The organism is Flavobacterium sp. NG2 (genome assembly GCF_034119845.1).
Lineage (GTDB): Bacteria > Bacteroidota > Bacteroidia > Flavobacteriales > Flavobacteriaceae > Flavobacterium.
The window spans coordinates 3,622,632-3,647,258 of the sequence record NZ_CP139420.1; the positions used below are offsets into that span (position 1 = coordinate 3,622,632).

Genomic DNA, 24,627 nt, shown 5'->3' on the forward strand with positions numbered 1-24,627 from the left:
TATAAAATGGAACAAACGTGGAGATGGTACGGACCAAATGACCCAGTAAAATTATCAGATGCTAGACAAGCAGGTGCAACTGGAATTGTTACTGCCTTACATCATATCAAAAACGGACAGGTGTGGGAAGTTGATGAAATCATGAAACGAAAAAATGAAGTGGAAGCTGCTGGATTGACTTTGTCAGTGGTAGAAAGTATTCCAGTTCATGAGGATATCAAAAAACAATCAGGTGATTATTTGAAATACATCGAAAACTACAAGCAAAGTATCAAAAACTTGGCTGCTTGTGGTATCAACATAGTATGTTACAACTTTATGCCCGTTTTAGATTGGTCAAGAACAGACTTATCCTATGAAGTAGAAGATGGTTCAAAAGCATTACGCTTTGATGTAAATGAATTTGCTGCTTTTGAATTGTTTATCTTAAAAAGACCAGGTGCAGAAGAAACCTATACTGAAGCACAAAAAATCAAAGCTAAAGCTACTTTTGAAAAATTGAGCGATGCCGATAAAATCAAATTACAACAAAACATCATAGCAGGATTACCCGGAGCTGAAGAATCTTATACTGTAGAAGATTTCTTGAAAGTTTTGCAAGGATATGATGGAATTGACGCGGCCAAATTAAAAGAAAACCTATATTATTTCCTCCGTGAAATCATCCCTGTTGCTGAGAGTGCGGGTGTAAAAATGGCTATTCACCCTGATGATCCTCCATACCCAATCCTAGGTTTACCTAGAGTTGTAAGTACGGAAGCTGATTTGAAACAATTGCTAGACGCTATTGATTCTCCTTCAAACGGATTTTGTATGTGTACGGGTTCTTATGGTGTAATTGCTGAAAATGATTTATCAGGAATTGTAGACCGTCATGGAGACAAAATGAATTTTATCCACTTGAGAAGTACACAAAGAGATGACGAAGGAAATTTCTATGAAGCCAATCACTTAGAAGGCGATGTAGATATGTACGAAGTCGTAAAATCGATTGTTAAAAAAGAAAGAGAAACTGGAAGAATTATTCCAATGCGTCCAGACCACGGTCATCAAATGCTAGATGATTTGAATAAGAAAACCAATCCTGGTTACTCAGGAATAGGCCGTTTAAGAGGTTTAGCTGAACTAAGGGGGCTTGAAGTAGGTATAAAAAGAAGTTTATAATTAGTCAACACTCTGTATAAAAAAGTTAGCCACGAATTCACGAATCTATTTTGAAATAGTAAAACTCGATTTCTTATATAATTTTTAATTCGTGAATTCGTGGCTTAAAAACTTAAAATACATTCAAAACTGTATTCAAACTTTATGGTACTCTAAAAAGACCTATCTAAAAACCACAACTCATAGACAATGACTAAAACTGCCTTTATCACTCCAGACTTCATGTTGCACAATGAAGTAGCGCGCACGCTATATCATGAATATGCTAAATCTCAGCCTATTTTTGACTACCACAATCATTTGTCTCCCAAAGATATTGCCGAAGACCGTCAATTTGAAAACATTACACAATTGTGGATTGAAGGCGATCATTACAAATGGCGCGCGATGCGTGCTAACGGAATAGATGAAAAATACATTAGTGGTGATGCTACAGATTATGAAAAATTCATGAAATGGGCCGCTACTATACCTTATACACTGAGAAATCCATTGTACCATTGGACACATTTGGAACTAAAAAACTATTTTGGAATTGACGATTTACTCAATGAAGAAACGGCTGATGCCATTTACCATCAATGTAATGAATTACTAAATAAACCAGAGTTTAGTGTTCGTAATTTGTTGCGGAAAATGAATGTCAAAATGGTCGGTACAACAGATGATCCAACAGATGATTTGCGTTACCACAAACAACTTCGTGAGGAGGATTTTGACATTGCTGTATTACCTTCTTTCCGTCCTGATAAAGCGACTGAAATCGAAAAAGGAAGCTTATTTGCTAACTGGATTCAAAAACTTGAAAAAACAGTTGGTTTCGAAATCAAAACATTCGAAAAATTGATTCAAGGCTTGCAAATGCGTCATGATTATTTTCATGAAAATGGATGTCGTATTTCAGACCACGGACACGCTTCATTTTATGCTGAAACTTATACAGTGGACGAAATTGATACCATTCTTGCAAAAGGAATAAACGTGACGTCTTTAACTGAAATTGAAATTAATAAATATAAGTCGGCTGTTTTGTTTGAAATTGCCAAAATGAATCACAAACGCAACTGGGTTCAACAATTTCACATCGGCGCCATTCGCAACAACAACACTAAAATGATGAATCTTTTTGGGCCTGATCAAGGTTTTGACTCACTTGGGGATTTGAACACTGCCAATGCGATGAGTGCTTTTTTTGGAAGACTGAGTGAAAGTGATTCTTTGACCAAAACGATTGTGTATAACCTCAACCCTAAAGACAGTGAGATGTTTGCTTCAATGGCAGCAAATTTCAATGACGGTTCAACACCTGGAAAAATGCAATACGGTGCAGCTTGGTGGTTTTTAGACCAAAAGGATGGTATGGAAAAACAACTGAATGTACTATCAAATTTTGGATTATTATCTCGTTTTGTAGGGATGCTAACAGATTCAAGAAGCTTTTTATCTTTTCCTCGTCATGAATATTTTCGTCGTATACTTTGTAACACCTTGGGTGACGAAGTCGAAAAAGGAGAACTCCCAAATGACATGAAACTCATTGGTGACTTAGTAAAAGTCATTTGTTATAAAAATGCAAAAGGCTATTTTAATATTCCAATAAAAGAATAATATATATTTACTTTTGGGAAAGCCACCTCCCTATTTAATAAAAAAAACTATTAACTATTATGAACAACAAGACCGAAACAATTGGAAAATACCGCTGGTCAATTTGCGGATTGCTTTTTTTTGCAACTACCATTAATTATCTAGACAGGCAAGTATTATCCTTAACATGGAGCGACTTTATCGCCCCTGAGTTCCATTGGACTAACAATGATTATGGAAATATTACTGCCTTATTTTCTATCTTTTATGCCGTATCTTTATTATTTGCAGGTAGATTTGTAGACTGGTTAGATACTAAAAAAGGGTTTCTTTGGGCTATTGGAATTTGGTCTTTTGGTGCGTGTTTGCATGCCTTTTGCGGAATTGCAACTTCAGGAATTATTACTGGCAATTGGCTCGTAGGTTTTGAAGGTGCGAAAGATATTATTGAAAATATTAGCGATACTGGAACAGTTATCAACGTGAGTGTTACTTTGTTTATTTTTGCTCGTTTCGTTTTGGCCTTAGGTGAAGCAGGAAACTTTCCCGCTGCTATTAAAACAACCGCAGAATATTTCCCTAAAAAAGACAGAGCTTTCTCTACTAGTATTTTTAACGCAGGGGCTACAGTAGGGGCTTTGGCAGCGCCAATTACAATTCCTTTTATTGCTAAAGCTTTTGGATGGGAAATGGCTTTTATCATTATTGGAGCCTTAGGTTTTGTATGGATGGGATTTTGGATTTTTATGTATGATAAACCTGAAAAACATCCAAAAGTAAGTGCTGCTGAGTTGGCATACATTCAACAAGACGAGATAGCAGACAGCAAACTCGTAGGTTATGTTCCTGAAACGACTACGAAAGTATCGTTGAAACAATGTTTAACTTACAGACAAACTTGGGCTTTCGCATTTGGAAAATTCATGACTGATGGGGTTTGGTGGTTCTTTCTATTTTGGACACCAGCTTACTTAAGTTCTGTTTACGGAATGGATTCTACACAAGCCGCATTTCCTTTATTTGTATTGTATATGATTACGTTGCTTTCTATTATTGGTGGATGGCTACCAACCTACTTCGTTGAAAAGAAAGGAATGGATCCCTATGCTGGTCGAATGAGATCGATGTTAATTTTTGCTTTTTTTCCATTATTGGCATTAATAGCACAACCTTTAGGTCACATTAGTTATTGGTTGCCAGTTATCATCATTGGTATTGCAGGAGCAGCACATCAAGCGTGGTCTGCCAATATATTCACGACTGTTGGAGATATGTTTCCTAAAAAAGCAATCGCAACCATTACCGGAATTGGTGGATTAGCTGGAGGAGTGGGTTCAACGGTGATTAATAAAAGTTCGGGCCTATTATTTGATTATGCTACTGTAACCGAAATGGATTTCATGGGCTTTCACGGAATTGAAGCAGGATATTTTATCATTTTCTCTATTTGTGCAGTTTGTTATTTAATAGGTTGGACAGTAATGAAAATATTGGTTCCAAAATATAGCCCAATTACTGATTTGTAAAATAGAGATAAATCACCAAGGTATCTAATACCATAGATTTAGGAACCACAAATTTCATAAATTTAATTTGTGCTAATTTGTGAAATTTGTGGTTGCTTTTTTTAAACACTATAGCAAGTAAGAGATACTAAAATACATTTTAGAGAACTTTACTATAGCAACATAAAGTATTGTTTATAAATATCATATAGCCTATATTGTTTTTTTTTAAGTTTTTTCTTGCTGAATATTTATAATATGAAAAAAACGATATTAGTTTATTTATTACTAATTGCTTGTACACTTTCCTCGCAAAACGCAAACTATCGTTTTAAAAATATTTCTACAAATGATGGACTCTCACAAAGTTCAGTCATTGCTATTCATCAAGACAAATTAGGCCAAATGTGGTTTGGAACTCGTAATGGTTTGAACAAATACGATGGAAGTAAATTCACTGTTTACAGAACTGACGAAACAAATCCAGCTTCCATAAGCAACAACGATATTTTATCCATCAAAGAAGATCAATTTGGGAAATTATGGATAGGAACTTATAATGGTTTAAACTGCTACAACCCTGTAAACAATACCTTTAAACGCTATTCACATTCTAACTTAAACAATTCACTGAGCAATAATGCTATTTGGTGTATCAAAGAAATTGGTGATGAAATTTGGATAGGAACCTCCGAAGGGATAACCATTTACAATCAGAGGACAAAAAAAATAATCACTTTATTTCATGCTCGCAACAACAAAAATAGCCTTCCTAGCAACTATGTTTTAAGTATTATAAACAGCAAAAAAAACGGCATTTGGATAGGAACTTCTAAAGGCTTTTGTAAACTAAATTCGCGTAAAAACAATCAGTTTGAATTTGTAAGGTTTGGTCCTGAAAATTTGTTTGTTCAGTGCATGATGGAAGATGCCGCTAATACAATATGGATAGGAACAAAAAACAAAGGGCTGGTACAATTGCACCCGAATACAAAAGTGATTACATTTTTGTCTAACAAACCCAACTTCAATAAATTAAATTCTGATATTCGAACACTGAGTATTGACAACCGAGGTTCCCTTTGGATTGGCGCTTATGATGGTATTTATGTTTTGGAAAACAACACAAACTTACAACAGATTAAAACCAATAGCAGCAACCAGCCTAATATTGATAAAATCAAATCAATATATACCGACAACAAAGGTTCAGTATGGATAGGTTCTTATTACAATGGCATTAATTTATGGGATGTTTCCAATACTAATTTTACTAATTTCAACCAAAACTCCATCCATAAAAAATTAAGTTTCAATGTAGTTAGTTCCATAGTTGCTGACAAAAACAAGAATATCTATTTAGGAACTGAAGGTTCTGGAATAACTGTTTTTGATGCTCAATCTCAAAACTCTCGTTTTTTAAACACTCCTAACAACTCACAAAACGACATAAAATCACTTCATATTTCGCCTAATGGAACTTTATGGATTGGGACTTTTACCAAAGGATTTACTGCCTACAATACAAAATCAAAAAGATTTACACCTGAAATCATTTCGCAAAAACTTTCTCAATTTGTAGAGCAAACAGGAATTTATTCCATTATTCATGATGATAGTACTCATTTATGGTTGGGGAGTTTTGGAAAAGGATTGATTCAATACAATACTACTAACGGGAATTTTCATGTTATTGATAATTCTAAAAAAACCAATTTCTTGACTAATAATCGGATTAGAACCTTATTAGTTGATTCTAAAAAAACCTTGTGGGTAGGCACACAAAACGGATTGAATCGCATCTTTTTTAAGAACAAAGAAAAAACCTCCTATGTTATCAAACATTATTTTTTTGATAACAACCTGCTTTCGGGAGATGATATTCTTACCGTTTTTCAAGATCGTAAAAATCAAATTTGGATAGGAACCAAAGCCAAAGGATTGTACTTTTTTGATGGAAAAAAATTCGTAAAAACCAAACTGCTTAATCTTGAAAACACCCTTATCACCTCTATTCACACGATAAATGAAGATGCTAACCATAACTTATGGATGAGTAGCAATGAGGGCATTATTAAATACAATCCTAACTCCAAAAAAATAGTAGTCTACAACCAAAAAGATGGTCTGGTTGGGAACGAGTTTAACGACAATTCCTGTTTGCAAATTAATGACAGTCAGTTTTACTTTGGAGGCCCATTAGGCGTAAGTTTTCTAGATACCAAAACCCTATCACATAACAACTATATTCCTCAGGTTTTAATTACCAATTTAAAAATTAAAAACGAATCCATCAATGCCAATGATGCTAATGGAATTTTAGAAAAAAGTATAGGTTATACCAAATCAGTAACCTTAGCTTATGACAAGGCTAATTTCTCCATCAATTATGCAATTCCAAATTTTATACGTCCAAAAAACAACCAATATAAATACCGTTTAACAGGACTAGAAAACAACTGGACCATCACCAAAAATACAGAAGCCACCTATATCATTCAAAATCCAGGCACCTATACTTTTGAAGTATATGGAGCTAATAATGATGGTATTTGGAACAAGAAGCCTACAACTTTAACGTTTATTATTAAACCCGCCCCTTGGAGAAGTATTTGGGCAATGTTAATTTATCTTTTAATAATTGGATTTGCCGTTTATAAGCTAAATTGGATTTTAAAATCCAAAGCCAATCTAAAACAAAAATTAGAGTTAGAATACATTGAAGCCGAGAGAATTAAAGAGACCAATCAAGCCAAATTAGAATTCTTCACCAATATCTCACATGAGTTTAGAACACCATTGACCTTAATATTAGGTCCTTTACAACAAATTCTCCTTAAATATAACGGGACGAATGACATATACAAAAAATTACTCGTTATTGAAAGTAGCGCCAATCATCTTTTGAGTTTAATCAATCGATTAATGGATTTTAGAAAATTAGAAACCAAACAATATACATTAGAAGCCGCTGAAGGTAATGTTGTTAAATTCACCAAAGAAATCTATTTATCATTCATCGAATATGCCAAAGATGGTGATTACACCTACACTTTTGAATCTTCAAATGACGAAATCCTGCTCTATTATGACCGTCCAAAATTAGAACGCGTTTTTTATAATTTAATTTCGAATGCTTTTCGCTATACACCAAAAGGTGGAATAATTGCTGTAAAAATCACAACCGACGATAAAAACATTAGTATTGAAGTAGATGATTCAGGAGTAGGTATTGCAGAACAACATATCGAAAAGATATTTGATTTGTTTTTTGAAATTCCTTTGCACAATAAAGTTCAAGAAAATTATAATAAGGGAACGGGTATAGGACTTTCTATTGTCAAAAATATTGTCCAATTACACAAAGGCACCATTACGGTCCAAAACAAAGAAACCGAAGGGGTTATCTTTAAAGTCAGCTTACCATTAGGAAAAGAACATCTTATGGAGGATGAAATCCTAACTGATTTTAAAATTAGCGATGACATTAGTCAATATACCGCTCAACTAGAAGAAGAATTGATCGTTGAGAATAATGATATCAGCGAACTCATTCCTTCTGAAGATAAAAAAACGATTCTGATTGTGGAAGACCATGTTGTTTTGAGAAACTTCATGAAAAATTTATTAAAAGACGAATACAACATCATCCAAGCTGATAACGGTAAAAAAGGGTTGAAAAAAGCTATAAATGACAATCCTGATTTAATTATTAGTGATGTTATCATGCCTGAAATGGTCGGAACCGAACTCTGTGCCAAAATCAAAGAAGACATCAGGACCAGCCACATTCCAGTCATTTTATTAACTTCTCGTTCGGCATTAGTCTATAAATTTGAAGGTTTAGAAAGCGGTGCTGATGATTATATCAGTAAACCGTTTAACCTCATCGAGTTCAAACTTCGTATTAAGAATATTTTAGAATCAACTGAAAGATTGAAAGCCAAATTTGCGAATGAAACTTCTTTTAGCCCAAGTGAAATCACGGTTTCATCACTAGACGAGGAACTACTCAAAAAAGCATTCCAAATTGTAGAAGATAACATTTCAAACGAACACTTTGATATCCCTTTTTTCTGTTCAGAATTAGGAGTGGGCCGATCGATGTTATTCTCAAAAATCAAAGCCTGGACTAATTTTACTCCAAACGAATTCATACACGAAATCCGACTGAAACGTGCTGCTCAATTACTCGAACAACACAAAATCAATATTTCACAAGTGAGCTACAAAGTAGGCTTTAACAATCCGAAGTACTTTAGCAAATGTTTCCAAAAGAAATTTGGAGAAACTCCAAGTCAATATGCGGATAAATTTTCTAAGGAAGATGCTTAGGTAAAATATCTATTGATAGCACTATGGTGCAAAATTCTATATGTTTTAAAATTTATCACACTCTATTAAATCTGCTTAAAATTTAAACATGCAGGTTTTGTAAACAAACTATTTAGGTCGCAATAATTACACCTCCATAAAACCCAAAAACATTAATGGTAACCCTGATAGATCCGAAGTATCGGAAGACACCCTTTTGTATTTGTCCCGAAACTTCGGGAGCAGGAACTTTGCTTCCTTAAACACGAATCATTCTGTTCCTAAAAATAATCCAAAATTAAAAAACCTTGATTTTAAAGGGATAAAAAATGGTTTTTGGACAATTACACCCCTATTTTCGGATTTATATATGGTTTTGTATACCTAGTTTTGGGATATCAAAATAAGTAAAAAATAGTACTATTAACCCAGATGATGATTGTGTGAATTTGATTTTAAAACCAAAAGAAACTTATGGAAACGAATAAAAACAAAACTAATTTAGGAAACCAAAACGGTACTTTGATCGCCCCATGTACTAGAGTTTCGGTTACAGATTTAAGAATTGGAAATCTTTTAGAATATTATCCTGAGGGAGAAAATTTAGAATGGCAATATTTTTTTATTGATTGGTACGACATTAAGCTTTGTGAGGAGGAGAATGAAAGTTTTAATAACGATAGTCGACCAATACCAATCACAGAAGAATTACTTCTAAAGATTGGAGCCATAAAATTAGACTATAAAGACTTTCCAAGTTATAATTTATTTGGCACTCAAATTAACTCCGTAAATGGATTATGGTTTGACTTTACAACTAAAATTGAGCTAAAAGGACTTCATCATTTGCAAAATATTTTCTTCTTTAGAAATAGTGAGGAATTACAAATTAGTGCTTTAACAGAATACTAAGAGCCTAATTATAGGCTTTATAAATACCTATTATGAATAAAACAAAAATAATACTGATTCAAACCTGCCTCATTGTAGTGATGATTGGGATGTGTTTTTGGCTTATTTATTTACTATCAAAATTAACTTAAAACCAAAATGAATGTTTACGAAAACCAAAACAAAAAAGACTTCGTGGTATGTGTTAGGAATATTTATCCTAATAGGAACCATTGTAAATGCACAACAACGAAAAGTTACTGGAAAAATCAGCTCAAGTGATGACTCGATGGGCTTACCTGGTGTAAATGTACTTATTAAAGGAACGTCCAAAGGTATCTCAACGGATATGGATGGCTCCTACTCTATTATGGTATCGGATAAAAAGACGGTATTAGTTTTCAATTATGTGGGCTACAAAACTAAAGAAGTGATTGTTGGCGATAAAAATACTATTAATGTAACACTTGATCCAGATGTAAGTTCACTGGAAGAAGTTGTGGTTGTAGGTTATGGTACTCGTAAAAAGAGTGACATGACGGGTTCCGTTTCTTCTGTTAAAGCATCTGAGTTAACAGCTTATCCAGTACTTAGTGCGGAACAAGCTTTACAAGGACGTGCGGCGGGAGTTGCTGTTCAGTCTAATAATGGTGGTGAGCCTGGTGCTCCAATCAAAATTAGAATTCGTGGAGGAACATCAATTAATGCCAGCAGTGATGCCCTTATTGTGGTGGATGGATTTGTAGGTGCATCGATGCCTGCTCCAGAAGATGTTGCTTCGATGGAAGTTTTAAAAGATGCTTCGGCAACAGCAATATATGGTTCTAGAGGTTCTAATGGTGTTATCTTAGTAACAACTAAAAAAGGAAAAACTGGAAAGACGAATATAGAGTTCAATCAATCGTATTCTTCGCAAAAAGTAAACAATACCATTGATGTTCTTAATGCGGACCAATTTGCTGCGTATCGTTCTAGTTTTGCAACGAATTATGTGAAAGGACCTGCTAATACAAACTGGCAAGACGAAATCTACAAATCAGGAAATATTTCAAACACACAATTGTCTTTTTCTGGAGGAACAGATAAAGTGAAATACTATTTATCCGGCAATTATTACAATCAAGAAGGTGTGGTTCTTAACTCTGATTTAGAACGTTACACGATCTTAAGTAACGTTGACTTAGAAGTTACTGATAAATTAAAAGTAGGATTAAATGTTTTTGGCAGCAAAAGCCAAAGAAACGGAATTTTAACTCAAACACAATCTGGTGGTACAGGAACAGCCGATGTAGTTTCAGCAGCCTATCGTTTTGACCCTAGTCTAGGAATTTATAATACAAATGGTGTGTATACAACAAACCCTATTGGTGATGAAATCGACAATCCATTTGCAACAGCAACAGAAAACATCAACGAAACCATTGCAACTACCTATAGAACAAACTTCTATGCTAACTATGAGTTTTTAAAAGGTTTAGAGTTTAGAACCACTCTTGGATTAAATTCGGCTAATAGTCAAGTGGGTACTTTTGTTCCAAACACATTATTATCAGGAAAAGGAGTTAAAGGAAGAGCAACTATTAATGACTCTAAAACAACAAATATTCTATCTGAAAATTACTTAACCTATAAAAAGGAATTAGGAAAAGGATTACTAACGTTAATGAGTGGTTATTCGTATCAAAAAGAAAAAGTATCTACTTTTTCAGCGGGGGCTACTGGATTTGTAACCAACTCTGTTTCTTACCACAATTTAGGTGGTGGTGCCATTTATCTACAGCCCAATTCTTCCTTAACTGAAACTGAAATTGTATCTCTTTTTGGAAGGGTAAATTATGATTTAGATGACAAATACCTAGTTACTTTTACCGCTAGACGTGATGGTTCATCCAACTTTAGTGCCAACAATAAATATGCCCTTTTCCCATCAGGAGCAGTGGGCTGGAATATGGGGAATGAAAATTTCTTAAAAGACAACAAAGTGATTTCAAGCTTCAAATGGAGAGCAAGTTATGGAGCAACAGGAAATCCATCCATTGCTCCTTATGGAACATTGGCACGTTTTTCTGAAACCTATTCTGTTATTGGAGACCAAATTGTAAATGCTGTTGCCGTGACTGTTTTGGCAAATGACAATTTGAAATGGGAAACATCCTATCAATCTGATTTTGGGGTAGATGTTGGTTTATTCAATAATAAAATTAACATTACAGCAGATTATTATTCTATCAAAACCAAAGATTTACTTTTTGCGCGTCCGTTACCAGAGTATGTAGGTTTGGCAAATCCTTTTCAAATTCAAAACATAGGAGAGTTAAGTAACAAAGGTTTTGAATTAGGGATTAATACTAAAAACATCACAACAGATAACTTTAGATGGACTACTGATTTTAATATCTCAACAAATAAAAACAAAATTGTAGCCTTACCAGACAATGCAGATATTTTAATCAACTCGGCTCCAGGTCACTTCTTACAACCTGATTCACAAATATTACGAGTTGGAGAAGCAGTAGGCTCGTTCTTTGGGTACATTTATGATGGTGTTATTCAGGCTGGACAAACTATCCCTACCGGTTATGAAAATACTCCAGGAGGAGAACTTTTAAGAGATATCAGTGGGCCAAATGGTGTTCCTGATGGTAAAATTACCTCTGATGACAAAACGATTATTGGGAATCCAAACCCTGATTTTAACGCTGGTATGAATAATGATTTTAAATACAAAAACTTTGACTTGAATGTGTTTTTTCAAGCATCAGTAGGTGGCGATATTTTAAACTACAGCTTACTTGAAATGGCTTCTGGAGACGCTAATCCTACTACCGAAGCTCTGAATTCCTGGACTCCTACTAATACAAATACAAATGTCCCAGTGGCAGCAGTACGTACCAAAAGAATCACCTCTCGATTTGTGTATGACGGAAGTTACATCCGATTGAAAAACCTTTCACTTGGGTATACACTGCCTTCTGATTTGGTTAAAAAAGTGGGTTTCGAGAAAGTGCGATTCTACATCAGTGGACAGAACTTATTGACTTTTACAAAATATCCAGGTGCTGACCCAGAAGTAAATTACAGAAACAACAACAATGAAAGAAGTAATACCAACCTAGGTTTGGATTACGGAAGCTACCCAAACACTAAAACGTTTACAATGGGAGTGAATTTAAAATTTTAATTATCTAACTGAAAAACCATGAAAAAATATATCATATTAATCGCGACAGCAATCTTTGCAACGGCTTGCTCCGATTTAGAAGAAAATCCAGTGGGATTATTGGCTCCCGAATCATTTTTCAAAACCCCAGCCGACCTTCAGGCATCAGCAAACGGTAGTTTTGCCTATATGGCATCCGAAAAATATTGGGGAAGACAATTGTCCATGTCCCTACTATTAAGAGGAGATATGGCTCAAATAGGTGATTTGACTACAACACCAGCAAGAGTTGAAGTGGATCAATTTAGGATGAATGATGGTAGTGAAATTGTCAGTGCTTTTTGGCCTCAATCCTACGCAATTATTGGAGCTGCGAACCAAACCATTGCTGGTGCAGCAAAAGTCAGTGGAGATGCAAATACCATTAATGCCATTGCAGCACAAGCTTATTTTTCTAGAGCCTTTGCCTATTATCATTTAGTACGCCTTTTTGGAGCCATTCCATATATTGACTTTGCAGTGAAGGATATCGCTACCGTTAATAGCATTAGCAAAACTTCAGAAGCGGATGTATATACTAAAATTATCGCCGATTTAAAATATGCAAAAGAATGGTTACCTAATAAACAACCCGTACGATCGTTACCATCTAAAGCAACTGCTGCTGCCTACTTGGCTTCTGTTTATCTGACATTGGGAGACAATCAAAAAGCTTATAATGAAGCGAAATATGTAATTGATAACGAGGGTTTGTTTGGCTTAGATTTAGATGCTAATTATCAAGATTTATTCGATTCTAGCAAAGCTTTAACCCTAAAAGAGCCTTTGTTCACAATCGACTTCATCGGCCAATCTAGAGTAAATGACTTAGGGCAAGATTATCTAGCTTCAATCACAGGAATCAGAGGAGATCAAACTTTCTCTTTTGGAGAAGGATGGTCAGTGGCCGTTCCGTCCTTAAAAGTTTTCAATGACTGGAACCAACGTGATTACAGACGAGCAGTAAGTTTTGATACTATTGGTAAAAAAGGAACTATTACTTATGATTATACCAAATTCACCACTATGTCATCAAGAGCGGTAAACCGACCGCATATTGCTAAATATTTCCGAAAAATTGGATTAGCGGGACTAAATGGTAGAGAATCTAGTAGCAACTATATCATGATGCGCTATGCTGAAGTTTTGCTAATTGCTGCCGAAGCGTTAAACGAAATTAATCCTGTAACGGGTAATATTGAAGCAACTTCATATGTTAACAGAATAAGAGCGAGAGCAAGAAACAGAGCGGGGGTCCCTTCAAACTATCCAGCTAATGAAATTGTAGGTTTGTCACAAACAGATTTTAGAAAAATGGTTCTAAGAGAACGCAGATTAGAGTTAGCTTTTGAATTTGGAAGATGGTACGATATTAAAAGATTAAAAATTGGTGTTGAAGCTTTTGGAGCTAATGGTTTAGAACAACAAGTATTTGACCCTCTTAAAGATTACTATTTCCCATTACCGGGTAGGGAATTAGAAAAAAACCCTAACTTAAAGCCCAATAACACTGGCTACTAAATATTTTAGTTTTAATTATTATGAATAGAATTTATTATTTACCTTTTATTCTTGGGTTTACACTGCTGGTAACAGCGTGTAAACTCAAAAATAATGTTGCGAAAGAACCTAACAACAAAGAGAACACAATCCTTCTATCTTCAAGATACAATGCCTTGTTAGAATATCCTGTCGATTCATTGAGTTTCCCTAGAAGTATGTCATTAACAACGGGGAAAATCCGAAAAGTACCATCGAAAGATTGGTGTAGTGGATTTTTTGCAGGCAATCTATGGCAAATATATGAACTAACAGGTGATGTTAAATTCAAAGAAAAAGCGAAACAATGGACAGCTTTTATTGAAAAAGAAAAATTCAATAATAAAACTCATGATATGGGGTTTAAAGTCTTTTGCAGTTTTGGAAATGGACTTAAACACGAAAATAATCAGCACTATAAAGACGTTATTGTAAAAAGTGCACAAACACTTAGCACCCGTTTCAATAAAAAAGTAGGTGCCATACGTTCTTGGGATTTCAATAAAGAAGTTTGGGATTTTCCCGTGATTATCGACAATATGTTGAATCTTGAATTGTTATTCGAAGCTTCAAAAATATCAGGTGATGCCAAATATCGTGACATTGCGATTCAACATGCGAATACCACTTTAAAAAATCATTTTAGACCTGACGCTAGTTGCTACCATGTTGTGTCTTATGACACCATCACAGGAAAACCAAAAATGAAAGTGACCCATCAAGGGTACAACGATGAGTCTTCATGGGCAAGAGGTCAAGGATGGGCGATATATGGTTATACCATGTGCTATCGTTATACGAAAGACAAGGCCTATCTCAAACAAGCAGAAGCAACAGCAAATTATTTTATCAATAACAAAAACATGCCCGATGATGGGATTGTATATTGGGACTTTAAAGACCCCACTATTCCTAATGCTCCAAGAGATTCTTCGGCTGCGGCATTAGTTGCTTCAGGACTTTATGAGCTGTACGACTATACTAAAAACGACATCTATCTGAATTATGCAAACAAAGTAATGACTAGTTTGAGTACCAAAAATTACATTTTAGACAAAACTGTAAAAGGTCCTTTTATTTTAGACCATAGTACAGGACATAAGCCTAAAAACGATGAAGTTGACGAACCTATCGTATACGGTGACTATTATTACTTAGAGGCACTATTAAGACAAAAAAAGAAATGATTTTATGAAAAAGCAGCATTTTAATCCCTTGAATTCCTCGCTATTATACTCGATTGCAATAGCCTGTTTTTTATTCTCGTTGCATGGTATACATGCACAAAGAACGAAAACAAATATTAATGAAAACTGGAGTTATTTAGAAAACGATACTAATAAAATTACCACAGCCAATCAAGCCAAAAACTGGACGGTTCTCAATTTACCTCATACTTGGAATAGTGAAGATGCTACTGATAACATCCCAGGTTACAGACGTGCTGCGAGCTGGTATAAAAAACAACTTGTTATCCCTGCAATTGCTGCCAATACCGTATACCAATTGTATTTTGAGGGTTCCAATATTACAACAAAAGTTTATGTTAATGGGAAAGAAGCGGGAGAACATATAGGTGGTTATATTGGTTTTACGATTGATATCACTTCCTTGATTAAACAAGGAAATAATGAAGTTGCTGTTCGTGTGGACAATAGCTATAATCCTGAAATCATTCCGTCGCAAAAAAGTGATTTTACCATTTATGGCGGAATTACAAGAGATGTTTGGTTATTGGCTTTGCCAAAAAATCATATTGATAACCTTAAAATTACCACTCCAAAGGTTTCCAATCAATCAGCTTCATTAAATGTTGTTGCAACAATCAACAATTTAGAAGCGAATAAAGATTTAAAATTAGAAGTCTCACTAAAAAATCCAAAAGGAAAAATAGTCACTACAAAAAAAGTAATCCCAAATAGTGTAAAAACCACAATCACATTCGATAATATCAAAAACCCTGAATTGTGGGATACTCAAAAACCAAATCTTTATACAGTAACTGTTTCTTTATTAGATAAGAATAAAGAAAAAGACCAACTAACTGAAAAAGTGGGTTTCCGTTGGTTTGAATTTAAAGATCATGGGCCTTTTTACCTAAACGGAAAACGACTGTTAATTCGTGGCACACATAGACACGAAGAGCATGCGGGTGTAGGTGCAGCTATGACCAATAAACAACACCATGCTGATATGGAAGCCATCAAAGAAATGGGTGCTAATTTTGTACGTCTAGCTCATTATCCTCAAGATCCAGAAATTTACAAAGCTTGTGATGAACTAGGTTTGTTAGTGTGGGATGAACTGCCATGGTGTCGGGGTGGTCTTGGAAATGATGTTTGGCAAACCAATAGCAAAAACATGCTAAAGGAAATGATTGCTCAAAACTTCAACCATCCTAGTATTATACTTTGGTCGTTAGGAAATGAAATGAACTGGTTACCTGATTTCCCAGGTGGTGATGACCCTGAAAAAACGACTGCTTTTTTGAGCGAATTGAATGACTTAGCACACCAACTAGACCCATCCCGCAAAACAGCGATTCGTAAATATTATGAAGGCTCCCATATTGTGGATGTATTCTCCCCTTCTATTTGGTCAGGATGGTATTCTGGAAGTTACAAAAGCTATCAAAAAGCATTGGATACTTATAAAAAAGAATACAAACATTTTATACATGCGGAATATGGTGGAGATAGTCATGTAGGACGTCATACCGAAAAGCCTGTTACTGGAGAAGGAGTCATTAAATCTGAAGGATGGGAAGAAGCCATTGTACAAACACAAGTGGCTAATATTGCTCAAATAGGTGATTGGAGCGAAAATTATATCGTCGATTTATTTGACTGGCATTTACATGTTGCTGAAAATGATCCTGATTTTGTAGGGAATATACAGTGGGCTTTCAAAGATTTTGCTACGCCGTTACGTCCAGAAGACGACATCCCTTATATGAACCAAAAAGGTTTAACAGACAGAAACAGAAATCCAAAAGATGCCTATTATGTATTTAAAAGCTATTGGAGCGAAAAACCGTTTGCTTATATCGAATCTCATACTTGGACTGATAGACAAGGGCCGAAAGACGTGGCTCGAAACATTAATGTGTATAGTAATTGCAACCAAGTGACGCTTTACCATAACGGAAAATCATTAGGTAAAAAGCAACGGGATAGTAAAGCTTTTCCAGCTTGTGGTTTGAACTGGGATTTGAACTTTGAAGAAGGAAAAAACACTTTAATAGCTGTTGGTGAAACCAAAGATGGTAAAACCGTCTCAGACACTATAAATGTTAACTACAGATTTAAGAAAAATGATACTGCCTTAGGATTAACTTTATCTGCCGAAAAATTAAAAAATGGTAATTACTTAGTAACTGCACTTGCGGTAGATAAAAATAATTTACGTTGTTTAGATTACGAAGAAAGAATCTATTTCCAATGTTTAAAAGGTGGAACCACCTTAAAAAACCAAGGCACACCTACTGGTAGTGAGTCTATCAAAATGGCCAACGGAAAAGCTTCGATTGAAGTAATCCCTGATGCCGATGGAAGCCCAATAGTTATGACCGTTTTAAATCAGAATTTCAAAGGAGAGTTTTTGAAGATTGAATAAATTAATTAAACCTAGACAACACATTGGAACACGGATAACACAGATTTTTTTAATTGTTTTATAACATAGGCATATTCAGAAGTAAGCCAGAATGGTATAAGACTTCTTTTTAGTCCATATCGCATTTAAACTTTTCAACAACTCACAAAAAAACTGCATTAATTACTATTTGAAGAATAGCAATTAATGCAGTTATATTAATTAGGAACTAAAGTTCCATATTTTATTATTTCCAGAAAAAAGCGTAAGCAACAGCTAACAAAATTAATATTACAAACGAACAAATATTAAATAATGGACTCGTTTTGAAGAATTCTTTAGTCAAAGAAATACCTTTTTCGTCATCTTTACCATTGTTTTGTGTGATACTTAAAACAGCTATAACAATCATAGTTAAAACAGTTGTATACCCCATTTGGTCCATCCATGGTAATGTTGGGAACATCGCTCCTTCAGCCCATCCTTTAGGTCCTATTTTAAAGAATAAAGCGATTGGAATAGAAACTAATGCACCCCAAATAGCAGCTTTGTTTGTTGTTTTTTTCCAAAATAACCCTAACAAAAATACCCCTAAAATACCTGGACTTACAATTCCAGTATATTCTTGAATGAATTGAAAAGCTTGATCAATACCTCCTAAAAGTGGCGCCATAATAACAGCAATAAGTAAAGCTACACCAGCCGAAATACGACCAACATTTACCGTAGTTTTATCACTTGCGCTTGTATTGATATATTGTTTGTAAATATCCATTGTAAAGATAGTTGAAGTTGAATTCAACATCGAAGCTAATGAAGATACAATTGCAGCAGCTAATGCAGCAAAAGCCAATCCTTTCATACCTGCAGGTAAGAAATGTAACAACCATGGATACGCTCTGTCAGCAGTACCTATACCTGGTAAATTTTCAGCAGCCATTGCTCCTAATCTAGCCATGATAGCTGGATCATTAACCATTACGTAAGCCGCAATCCCAGGAATAACAACGATAAACGGAATTAATAATTTTAAGAAAGCTGCTAATAAAATACCTTTTTGTGCTTCTCTTAAAGATTTAGCAGCCAAAGTTCTTTGAATGATATATTGATTGAAACCCCAGTAGTAAATATTCGCTACCCAAAGTCCTCCAACTAAAACTCCAATTCCAGGTAAGTTCATATACTCTGGATTAGATTCGTCTAAAATCATCACAAAACGATCTGGTGCTGAGTGGTAAACGGTTTTCATACCTTCCCACATCCCAGCTCCATCAGAAACTGTATTCAACGCCAAATAAGTAGTAACCAATCCACCAAGTACCAAGAAAACTACTTGAATAACATCTGTCCAAGCAACCGCTGACAATCCACCGTATAGTGAGTAAGCTGCTGAAAACAATGCTAATCCAATAATAGCATACATCATATCAATACCTAAAATAGTTTCGATAGCCAAACCTCCTAAGTACAATACTGTTGTAAGGTTCACAAAAACATATAAAGCAATCCAGAAAACTGCCAAAATCGTTTTAAGGTTGGTTGAGAAACGTTTCTCTACGAATTCAGGAATTGTATAAATTCCTTTTTCAATGAAGATAGGTAAGAAATATTTACCCACAATAATCAACGTAAAGGCAGCCATCCATTCATATGAAGCAATAGCTAAACCTAATGCAAAACCAGAACCAGACATTCCGATAAATTGCTCAGCAGAAATATTTGCTGCAATTAATGATGAACCAATAGCCCACCATGGCAAAGATTTACTTGCCAAAAAGTAATCCTCGGCATTTTTTTGCTCTCCTTCTTTATCACGAGAGACCCATAAACCCACTCCTAAGATTAAAACTGCATAAGCAGCAAAGACCGCGTAGTCAATAAACCCAAATCCTGTTTCCATAATTAATTTTTACTTTTAAAATTCAATTTTTATATTTAGTTCAATGTTCAAATGCGTGATTCAAATAATACTCAAAAAAAAAAAAAAAAAACATATTTTTCTAAAATTTCGAAATAAAAAAACGAATATCATAAAAAAACACTGTTTTAAATAGTGATGTGCAATGATACGAAAAACTTCTTTCGCTATTTAACAATATAGAGGCTTTTAATGGACACACCAAAAAACATAATTCTCAAAGCACTGATTAACAATATTATACGTGTTTAATGATGCGTTTTTATATATCAAAAAAAACACCTCTAATAATCAATCTACATATCGAAAACGTTTTCTCTTTTTTAAAAAAAATAAGAAATTACTTGTTTACATCGCCGTTTTTTGCTTCATTCGAATCAAAAAACACAACAACCTCAATAAAATTTAAATTAACAACCTTAAAAACTTAAAGGATCAATCTATTTTAAATTTCATCAAGGCTGTTCTATATTAACAATATAAAGCCTTCATAATTGCTAGCTTCTTATTTTGGTTTCCCATTTCCATGCACTAGCCATCGCTTCATCTAATGAAGATTGAGTTTTCCAACCCAATACATTATTTGCTTTGTCTGTGCTTGCATAAGCTGCTGTTACGTCACCTTCGCGTCTGTCTACGATTTTATAAGGAAACGGCTTGCCACTTACTTTTTCAAAACTTTTAATAACTTCCAAAACAGAGCTACCTACACCTGTTCCTAAGTTAAAAGTTTCTACTTTTTCTAAGTTTTTATTCCCTAGTAGACGTTGTAGTGCTACCACATGGGCTTTGGCCAAATCAACTACATGAATATAGTCCCGAATACAAGTTCCATCAGCTGTTGGGTAATCATCACCATACACCATCAACTCTTTTCGTAACCCAATTCCGGTTTGTGTAATAAAAGGCACTAAATTTTGAGGTACACCAATTGGTAATTCACCAATTGCTGCCGAAGGATGCGCACCAATAGGGTTAAAATAACGCAATAAGATTGCTTTGATTCCGCTTACTTTAGAAACATCTGTAATTACTTCCTCCCCTATTTGTTTGGTATTTCCATAAGGAGACATCGCTGGTTTTATAGGTGCATTCTCATCAATAGGTAAAACATCTGCTTGACCATAAACGGTACAAGAAGAACTGAAAATAAAGTTTGCTTCCTCTTTTTTCTCTAATTCTTGAAGAATATAAACTAAAGCAGCAATATTGTTTTCATAATAAAGTAATGGATTTTGAACACTCTCCCCAACCGCTTTGGAAGCAGCAAAGTGGATCACTCCAGCAATATCAGTATATTTTGCAAAAAAACTTTGAACTGATGCTTTATCTCTCAAGTCTAACTTTTCAAAAATAGGCGTCTTTCCAGTTATAGAAACAATTCCTTTCAACACATCCTCAGACGAATTGGAAAGATTGTCGATTATTACTACTTCATAGCCTTCATTTTGCAATTCAACTACAGTATGAGACCCAATAAACCCTAAACCTCCTGTTACTAATATTTTCATATTCTTTATTTTGTTTTATAATGAACATCCGATAAGTCTCTCAACATTTGAGCACTCTTCTCAGCTGTAATGTCTCTTTGTGACTCGCCCATCATTTCATATCCTACCATGAATTTTTTCACTGAAGCCGAACGCAACAATGGTGGGTAAAAATGCATATGGAATTGCCATTCTGGATGCTCCTGACCATCTGTTGGTGCTTGGTGAATCCCTGATGAATACGGAAATGACGTTTCGAAAAGATTATCGTACTTAGCTGTTAATTTCTTTAATATTACAGCAAATGCAGCTACTTCATCTTTCGTAAAATCAGTGATTTTAGTTACGTGACGTTTGGCTACAATCATTGTTTCAAATGGCCAAACCGCCCAAAACGGAACCAAAGCTACAAAATGTTCATTTTCGACTACAATACGTTCTTCTAGCAACAATTCTTTTTCCAAATAGTCCACTAAAAGATTAGTACCAAATTTATCGTGATAAGCCTTTAGGTTATTTTGCGTTTTCTCAACCTGAGTAGGCAATGATGATTGAGCCCAAATTTGTCCATGAGGATGTGGATTACTACATCCCATTACACTTCCTTTGTTCTCAAAAATTTGCACATAATTGATATAGTCTACGCTCCCTAAATCTGTATATTCTTTTTGCCAAGTACGTACTACATCTTCAATGGTATCCAATTCCATCTCAGGCAAAGTTAAATTATGCTTTGGCGAAAAGCAAACCACTTTTGAAATTCCTCTTTCAGGTCTTGCTTTAAAGAAAGTATCACTACCATTATCTTCAAAATTGATTTCATCTTGCTTCAAAGCGGCAAAGTCATTTTCAAAAACAAATGAACTTGTATATTCTGGGTTTACTTCTCCATTTACACGTACATTTCCAGGGCATAAATAACACTCTGGTTCGTATTCTGGTCTGTCATCAGTGGCAACATTTTCTTTTTGCCCTTGCCACGGACGTTTTGCTCTATGTGGGGAAACTAATACCCATTCGTTAATTAAAGGATTATATCTTCTGTGCGGATCTTCGTTGATATCAAAATTTCTCATGCTATTTTTAGTTTTTATAAAGTGATGTTCCGTTAGATACTTTTACATCATGTATTTTTAATTCAATTCCAAATTTATCCGAATACAGTTTTGAAAACTTCGCTTTCACTGCATCTTCACTTCCTTTTCTCACTAATGTGATGGTACAACCTCCAAAACCACCACCCATTAATCGAGAACCGATTACGTTTTCTTCTTCTTTCGCTAATTCTACTAAATAGTCTAACTCTTCACAACTTACTTCATAATCCTTAGACAATCCATCATGTGTTTCAAACATTAACTTCCCAAGGTTTAGAATATCACCTTTATCTAATGACTCACAAGCTTGAATTACTCGACTTATTTCTTTAACAACATACAAACTTCTTCGGTATACGTTGTCAGTCATTTTATCTTTTAAACTGGTTACATGACTTTCGTTACAATCTCTAAAGCTTTTAATCTCTGGATAATTTGCTTTGATAATATCTAATCCTTCACCACATTCTATACGTCTAGTATTATATTCTGATGTAAATAAAGAGTGCTTTACATTACTATCAAATAAAACTAAAGAGTAATCCACAAAATTAGCTTCATGATACGTATAATCTAATGTCTTACAATCGATTTTTACTACCTTATTTTCCAATCCCATAACACTAGAGAATTGGTCCATAATTCCACAGTTAATTCCAACCCAATGCTCTGCACTTTGTCCCATTAGCGCAATATCAATAGGCTTTATATCTAGATTAAACAATTCGTTAATTCCATATAAAAAACCACATTCTAGAGCAGCAGAAGACGACAACCCTGAACCCGAAGGAATATTACTGCTAAACACACAGTTGAAACCTTCGATTGAATGACCTTTTAATTGTACTTGATTCAAAACCCCTCTCAAATAGTTTGTCCAAACGGTATCTGTTAATTCAGGCTTAGCTGTAACATCAATTTCAAAACTTTCCCCCAAATCAATGGCGTGAATGTTTGCCGTTTTTGTATTGTTTTTTTCGAAAGCAAAACAAATTATTTTATCAATGGCAGCTGGTAAAACGTAACCATCATTGTAATCAATATGCTCACCTATGATATTAATTCTTCCTGGAGAAAGAATTACTTTTTCAGCAGGTTTATTAAATGTTTTTTGATAAAAAGATGTTGTGTCTTTAATTAAAATCTCATTCATTATCGTACTATTTGAAGTTATTAGAATATATTATTTAGTCCCAAAGAATCATTGCTCTTGAAAACTTGTAAATTGTTTTTTGTTGATAAATTTCTCCTGCTTTTAAAACAGAATTTGGAAAATGAGAATGATTAGGAGCATCGGGATAGTTTTGCGTTTCAAAACAAATTCCACTTTGTGAATGATATTCAACCCCTTCTTTGTTCTCTAATTCTGAAGCCGTTTTTCCACCTACATAGATATGCACACTTGGCTGATCAGTAATCACTTCCATTTTAAGATTATTTTTAACGCTGGTTAAAGTCGCAGCAACCTTATCATTATCTTCAATTACAAAACTATTATCAATAGAGTCAGGGCAAGCTTTCACTTCTCTAAAATCAAACTTGGTATTGGCAACTTCAATAATTTTACCGGTAGGTACCCCTTCATTTGTAATTTCAACCGTAGTTGCTGATGGTAATTGTAATTGTTGATTGACAACAGTCCCTTTATGACCGTCTAAATTAAAATAACTATGATGCGTTAAATTAATCACAGTATCTTCGGACGTAGTTGCTTTGTACTCTAATACCAATTCATCAGCTTCTGTTAAGGTATAGGTTATTTCAACATTTAAGTCCCCAGGATAATTTTCTTCACCCGATTTACTTTCACAGGTTAATGTCACTGAAGGATTCTCGCCAGTAGTAGTGTTTTTTATAGTCCAATTTTTTCGACTGAAATTTTGGATTCCACCATGTAACGAATGATTGAAGTTATTTGTATTTAGCTGATAGTCTTTCCCATTCAGTGTAAATTTGCTGTCTTTAATTCTGCCCGCATACCTCCCTACTGTTGAACCAAAATAAGGTGCTCCATCTAATTCAAACGATTTTATATAGGATTCCAAATTATCAAATCCCAAAACGACATCAACTAAAATACCTTTAGGAATTGGTAATTGCAAAGAAGTTAATGTTGCACCGTAAGTAATAATATTTGCTTTGGCTCCGTTTTTATTTACTAATTCACAAACTTCGACATTTTGCCCTTCTGGAGTAAAACCAAATGATTTGATTGAAAAATCTTGATTTAAATGAGATATATGTTTTATTTCCATTGTTTTATTATTAAATAGTAAAAACAAATTTAGAACAATAATACAGCCATACACACCAGTACCTACCAGTTTTT

14 protein-coding genes are annotated in these 24,627 nt (G+C 34.5%); 9 read left to right on the forward strand and 5 right to left on the reverse strand.

Features of this window, described 5'->3' with window-relative positions:
* Positions 1 to 6 precede the first annotated feature (6 nt).
* The 9 genes from uxuA to SLW70_RS14650 all read left to right on the forward strand — a co-directional run bounded on the left by uxuA (position 7) and on the right by SLW70_RS14650 (position 17,814).
* On the forward strand, positions 7 to 1,164 hold the full coding sequence (uxuA, locus tag SLW70_RS14610) for a mannonate dehydratase (protein ID WP_320889360.1): 1,158 nt from the start codon (positions 7 to 9) through the stop codon (positions 1,162 to 1,164).
* A 189-nt stretch (positions 1,165 to 1,353) separates the two neighbouring features.
* Complete coding sequence (uxaC, locus tag SLW70_RS14615) at positions 1,354 to 2,772, forward strand: glucuronate isomerase (RefSeq protein WP_320889361.1); 1,419 nt, start codon at positions 1,354 to 1,356, stop codon at positions 2,770 to 2,772.
* Positions 2,773 to 2,831: 59 nt separating this feature from the next.
* The gene (locus SLW70_RS14620) at positions 2,832 to 4,277 is read left to right on the forward strand and encodes an MFS transporter (RefSeq protein WP_320889362.1); all 1,446 of its coding nucleotides are present in this window, start codon (positions 2,832 to 2,834) and stop codon (positions 4,275 to 4,277) included.
* A 237-nt stretch (positions 4,278 to 4,514) separates the two neighbouring features.
* Positions 4,515 to 8,591: a two-component regulator propeller domain-containing protein gene (locus SLW70_RS14625; RefSeq protein WP_320889363.1), complete on the forward strand. Its 4,077-nt coding sequence runs from the start codon at positions 4,515 to 4,517 to the stop codon at positions 8,589 to 8,591.
* A gap of 453 nt (positions 8,592 to 9,044) precedes the next feature.
* Positions 9,045 to 9,482 carry a hypothetical protein gene (locus SLW70_RS14630; RefSeq protein WP_320889364.1) on the forward strand — a complete coding sequence of 146 codons (438 nt, stop codon included), beginning with the start codon at positions 9,045 to 9,047 and terminating at the stop codon, positions 9,480 to 9,482.
* A 142-nt stretch (positions 9,483 to 9,624) separates the two neighbouring features.
* The gene (locus tag SLW70_RS14635) at positions 9,625 to 12,642 is read left to right on the forward strand and encodes a TonB-dependent receptor (RefSeq protein WP_320889365.1); all 3,018 of its coding nucleotides are present in this window, start codon (positions 9,625 to 9,627) and stop codon (positions 12,640 to 12,642) included.
* Positions 12,643 to 12,660: 18 nt separating this feature from the next.
* Positions 12,661 to 14,181: a RagB/SusD family nutrient uptake outer membrane protein gene (locus SLW70_RS14640; RefSeq protein ID WP_320889366.1), complete on the forward strand. Its 1,521-nt coding sequence runs from the start codon at positions 12,661 to 12,663 to the stop codon at positions 14,179 to 14,181.
* A 20-nt stretch (positions 14,182 to 14,201) separates the two neighbouring features.
* Positions 14,202 to 15,386: a glycoside hydrolase family 88 protein gene (locus SLW70_RS14645; RefSeq protein ID WP_320889367.1), complete on the forward strand. Its 1,185-nt coding sequence runs from the start codon at positions 14,202 to 14,204 to the stop codon at positions 15,384 to 15,386.
* Between the two features lie 4 nt (positions 15,387 to 15,390).
* Positions 15,391 to 17,814, forward strand: coding sequence for a glycoside hydrolase family 2 protein (locus SLW70_RS14650; protein WP_320889368.1), 2,424 nt, complete (start codon positions 15,391 to 15,393; stop codon positions 17,812 to 17,814).
* Positions 17,815 to 18,040: 226 nt separating this feature from the next.
* Here the strand turns inward: SLW70_RS14650 and SLW70_RS14655 are convergent, their stop codons facing one another.
* The 5 genes from SLW70_RS14655 to SLW70_RS14675 form a co-directional block, all read right to left on the reverse strand.
* Entirely contained in the window at positions 18,041 to 19,693 is a 1,653-nt protein-coding gene (locus tag SLW70_RS14655; RefSeq protein WP_320889369.1) for a sodium/sugar symporter, read from the reverse strand.
* A 515-nt stretch (positions 19,694 to 20,208) separates the two neighbouring features.
* Positions 20,209 to 21,222 carry a UDP-glucose 4-epimerase GalE gene (gene galE, locus SLW70_RS14660; protein ID WP_320889370.1) on the reverse strand — a complete coding sequence of 338 codons (1,014 nt, stop codon included), beginning with the start codon at positions 21,220 to 21,222 and terminating at the stop codon, positions 20,209 to 20,211.
* A gap of 5 nt (positions 21,223 to 21,227) precedes the next feature.
* On the reverse strand, positions 21,228 to 22,277 hold the full coding sequence (locus SLW70_RS14665; protein WP_320889371.1) for a UDP-glucose--hexose-1-phosphate uridylyltransferase: 1,050 nt from the start codon (positions 22,275 to 22,277) through the stop codon (positions 21,228 to 21,230).
* 7 nt (positions 22,278 to 22,284) lie between these two features.
* Positions 22,285 to 23,451: a galactokinase gene (gene galK / locus SLW70_RS14670; protein ID WP_320889372.1), complete on the reverse strand. Its 1,167-nt coding sequence runs from the start codon at positions 23,449 to 23,451 to the stop codon at positions 22,285 to 22,287.
* Positions 23,452 to 23,485: 34 nt separating this feature from the next.
* Entirely contained in the window at positions 23,486 to 24,553 is a 1,068-nt protein-coding gene (locus tag SLW70_RS14675; protein ID WP_320889373.1) for an aldose epimerase family protein, read from the reverse strand.
* Between the last annotated feature and the right edge of the window lie 74 nt (positions 24,554 to 24,627).

What these genes read in the sequence shown, in the direction of transcription:
- uxuA (WP_320889360.1), top strand. Translation starts at nt 7, where the DNA reads ATGGAACAAACGTGGAGATGGTACGGACCAAATGACCCAGTAAAATTA.
- uxaC (WP_320889361.1), top strand. Translation starts at nt 1,354, where the DNA reads ATGACTAAAACTGCCTTTATCACTCCAGACTTCATGTTGCACAATGAA.
- SLW70_RS14620 (WP_320889362.1), top strand. Translation starts at nt 2,832, where the DNA reads ATGAACAACAAGACCGAAACAATTGGAAAATACCGCTGGTCAATTTGC.
- SLW70_RS14625 (WP_320889363.1), top strand. Translation starts at nt 4,515, where the DNA reads ATGAAAAAAACGATATTAGTTTATTTATTACTAATTGCTTGTACACTT.
- SLW70_RS14630 (WP_320889364.1), top strand. Translation starts at nt 9,045, where the DNA reads ATGGAAACGAATAAAAACAAAACTAATTTAGGAAACCAAAACGGTACT.
- SLW70_RS14635 (WP_320889365.1), top strand. Translation starts at nt 9,625, where the DNA reads ATGTTTACGAAAACCAAAACAAAAAAGACTTCGTGGTATGTGTTAGGA.
- SLW70_RS14640 (WP_320889366.1), top strand. Translation starts at nt 12,661, where the DNA reads ATGAAAAAATATATCATATTAATCGCGACAGCAATCTTTGCAACGGCT.
- SLW70_RS14645 (WP_320889367.1), top strand. Translation starts at nt 14,202, where the DNA reads ATGAATAGAATTTATTATTTACCTTTTATTCTTGGGTTTACACTGCTG.
- SLW70_RS14650 (WP_320889368.1), top strand. Translation starts at nt 15,391, where the DNA reads ATGAAAAAGCAGCATTTTAATCCCTTGAATTCCTCGCTATTATACTCG.
- SLW70_RS14655 (WP_320889369.1), bottom strand. Translation starts at nt 19,693, where the DNA reads ATGGAAACAGGATTTGGGTTTATTGACTACGCGGTCTTTGCTGCTTAT.
- galE (WP_320889370.1), bottom strand. Translation starts at nt 21,222, where the DNA reads ATGAAAATATTAGTAACAGGAGGTTTAGGGTTTATTGGGTCTCATACT.
- SLW70_RS14665 (WP_320889371.1), bottom strand. Translation starts at nt 22,277, where the DNA reads ATGAGAAATTTTGATATCAACGAAGATCCGCACAGAAGATATAATCCT.
- galK (WP_320889372.1), bottom strand. Translation starts at nt 23,451, where the DNA reads ATGAATGAGATTTTAATTAAAGACACAACATCTTTTTATCAAAAAACA.
- SLW70_RS14675 (WP_320889373.1), bottom strand. Translation starts at nt 24,553, where the DNA reads ATGGAAATAAAACATATATCTCATTTAAATCAAGATTTTTCAATCAAA.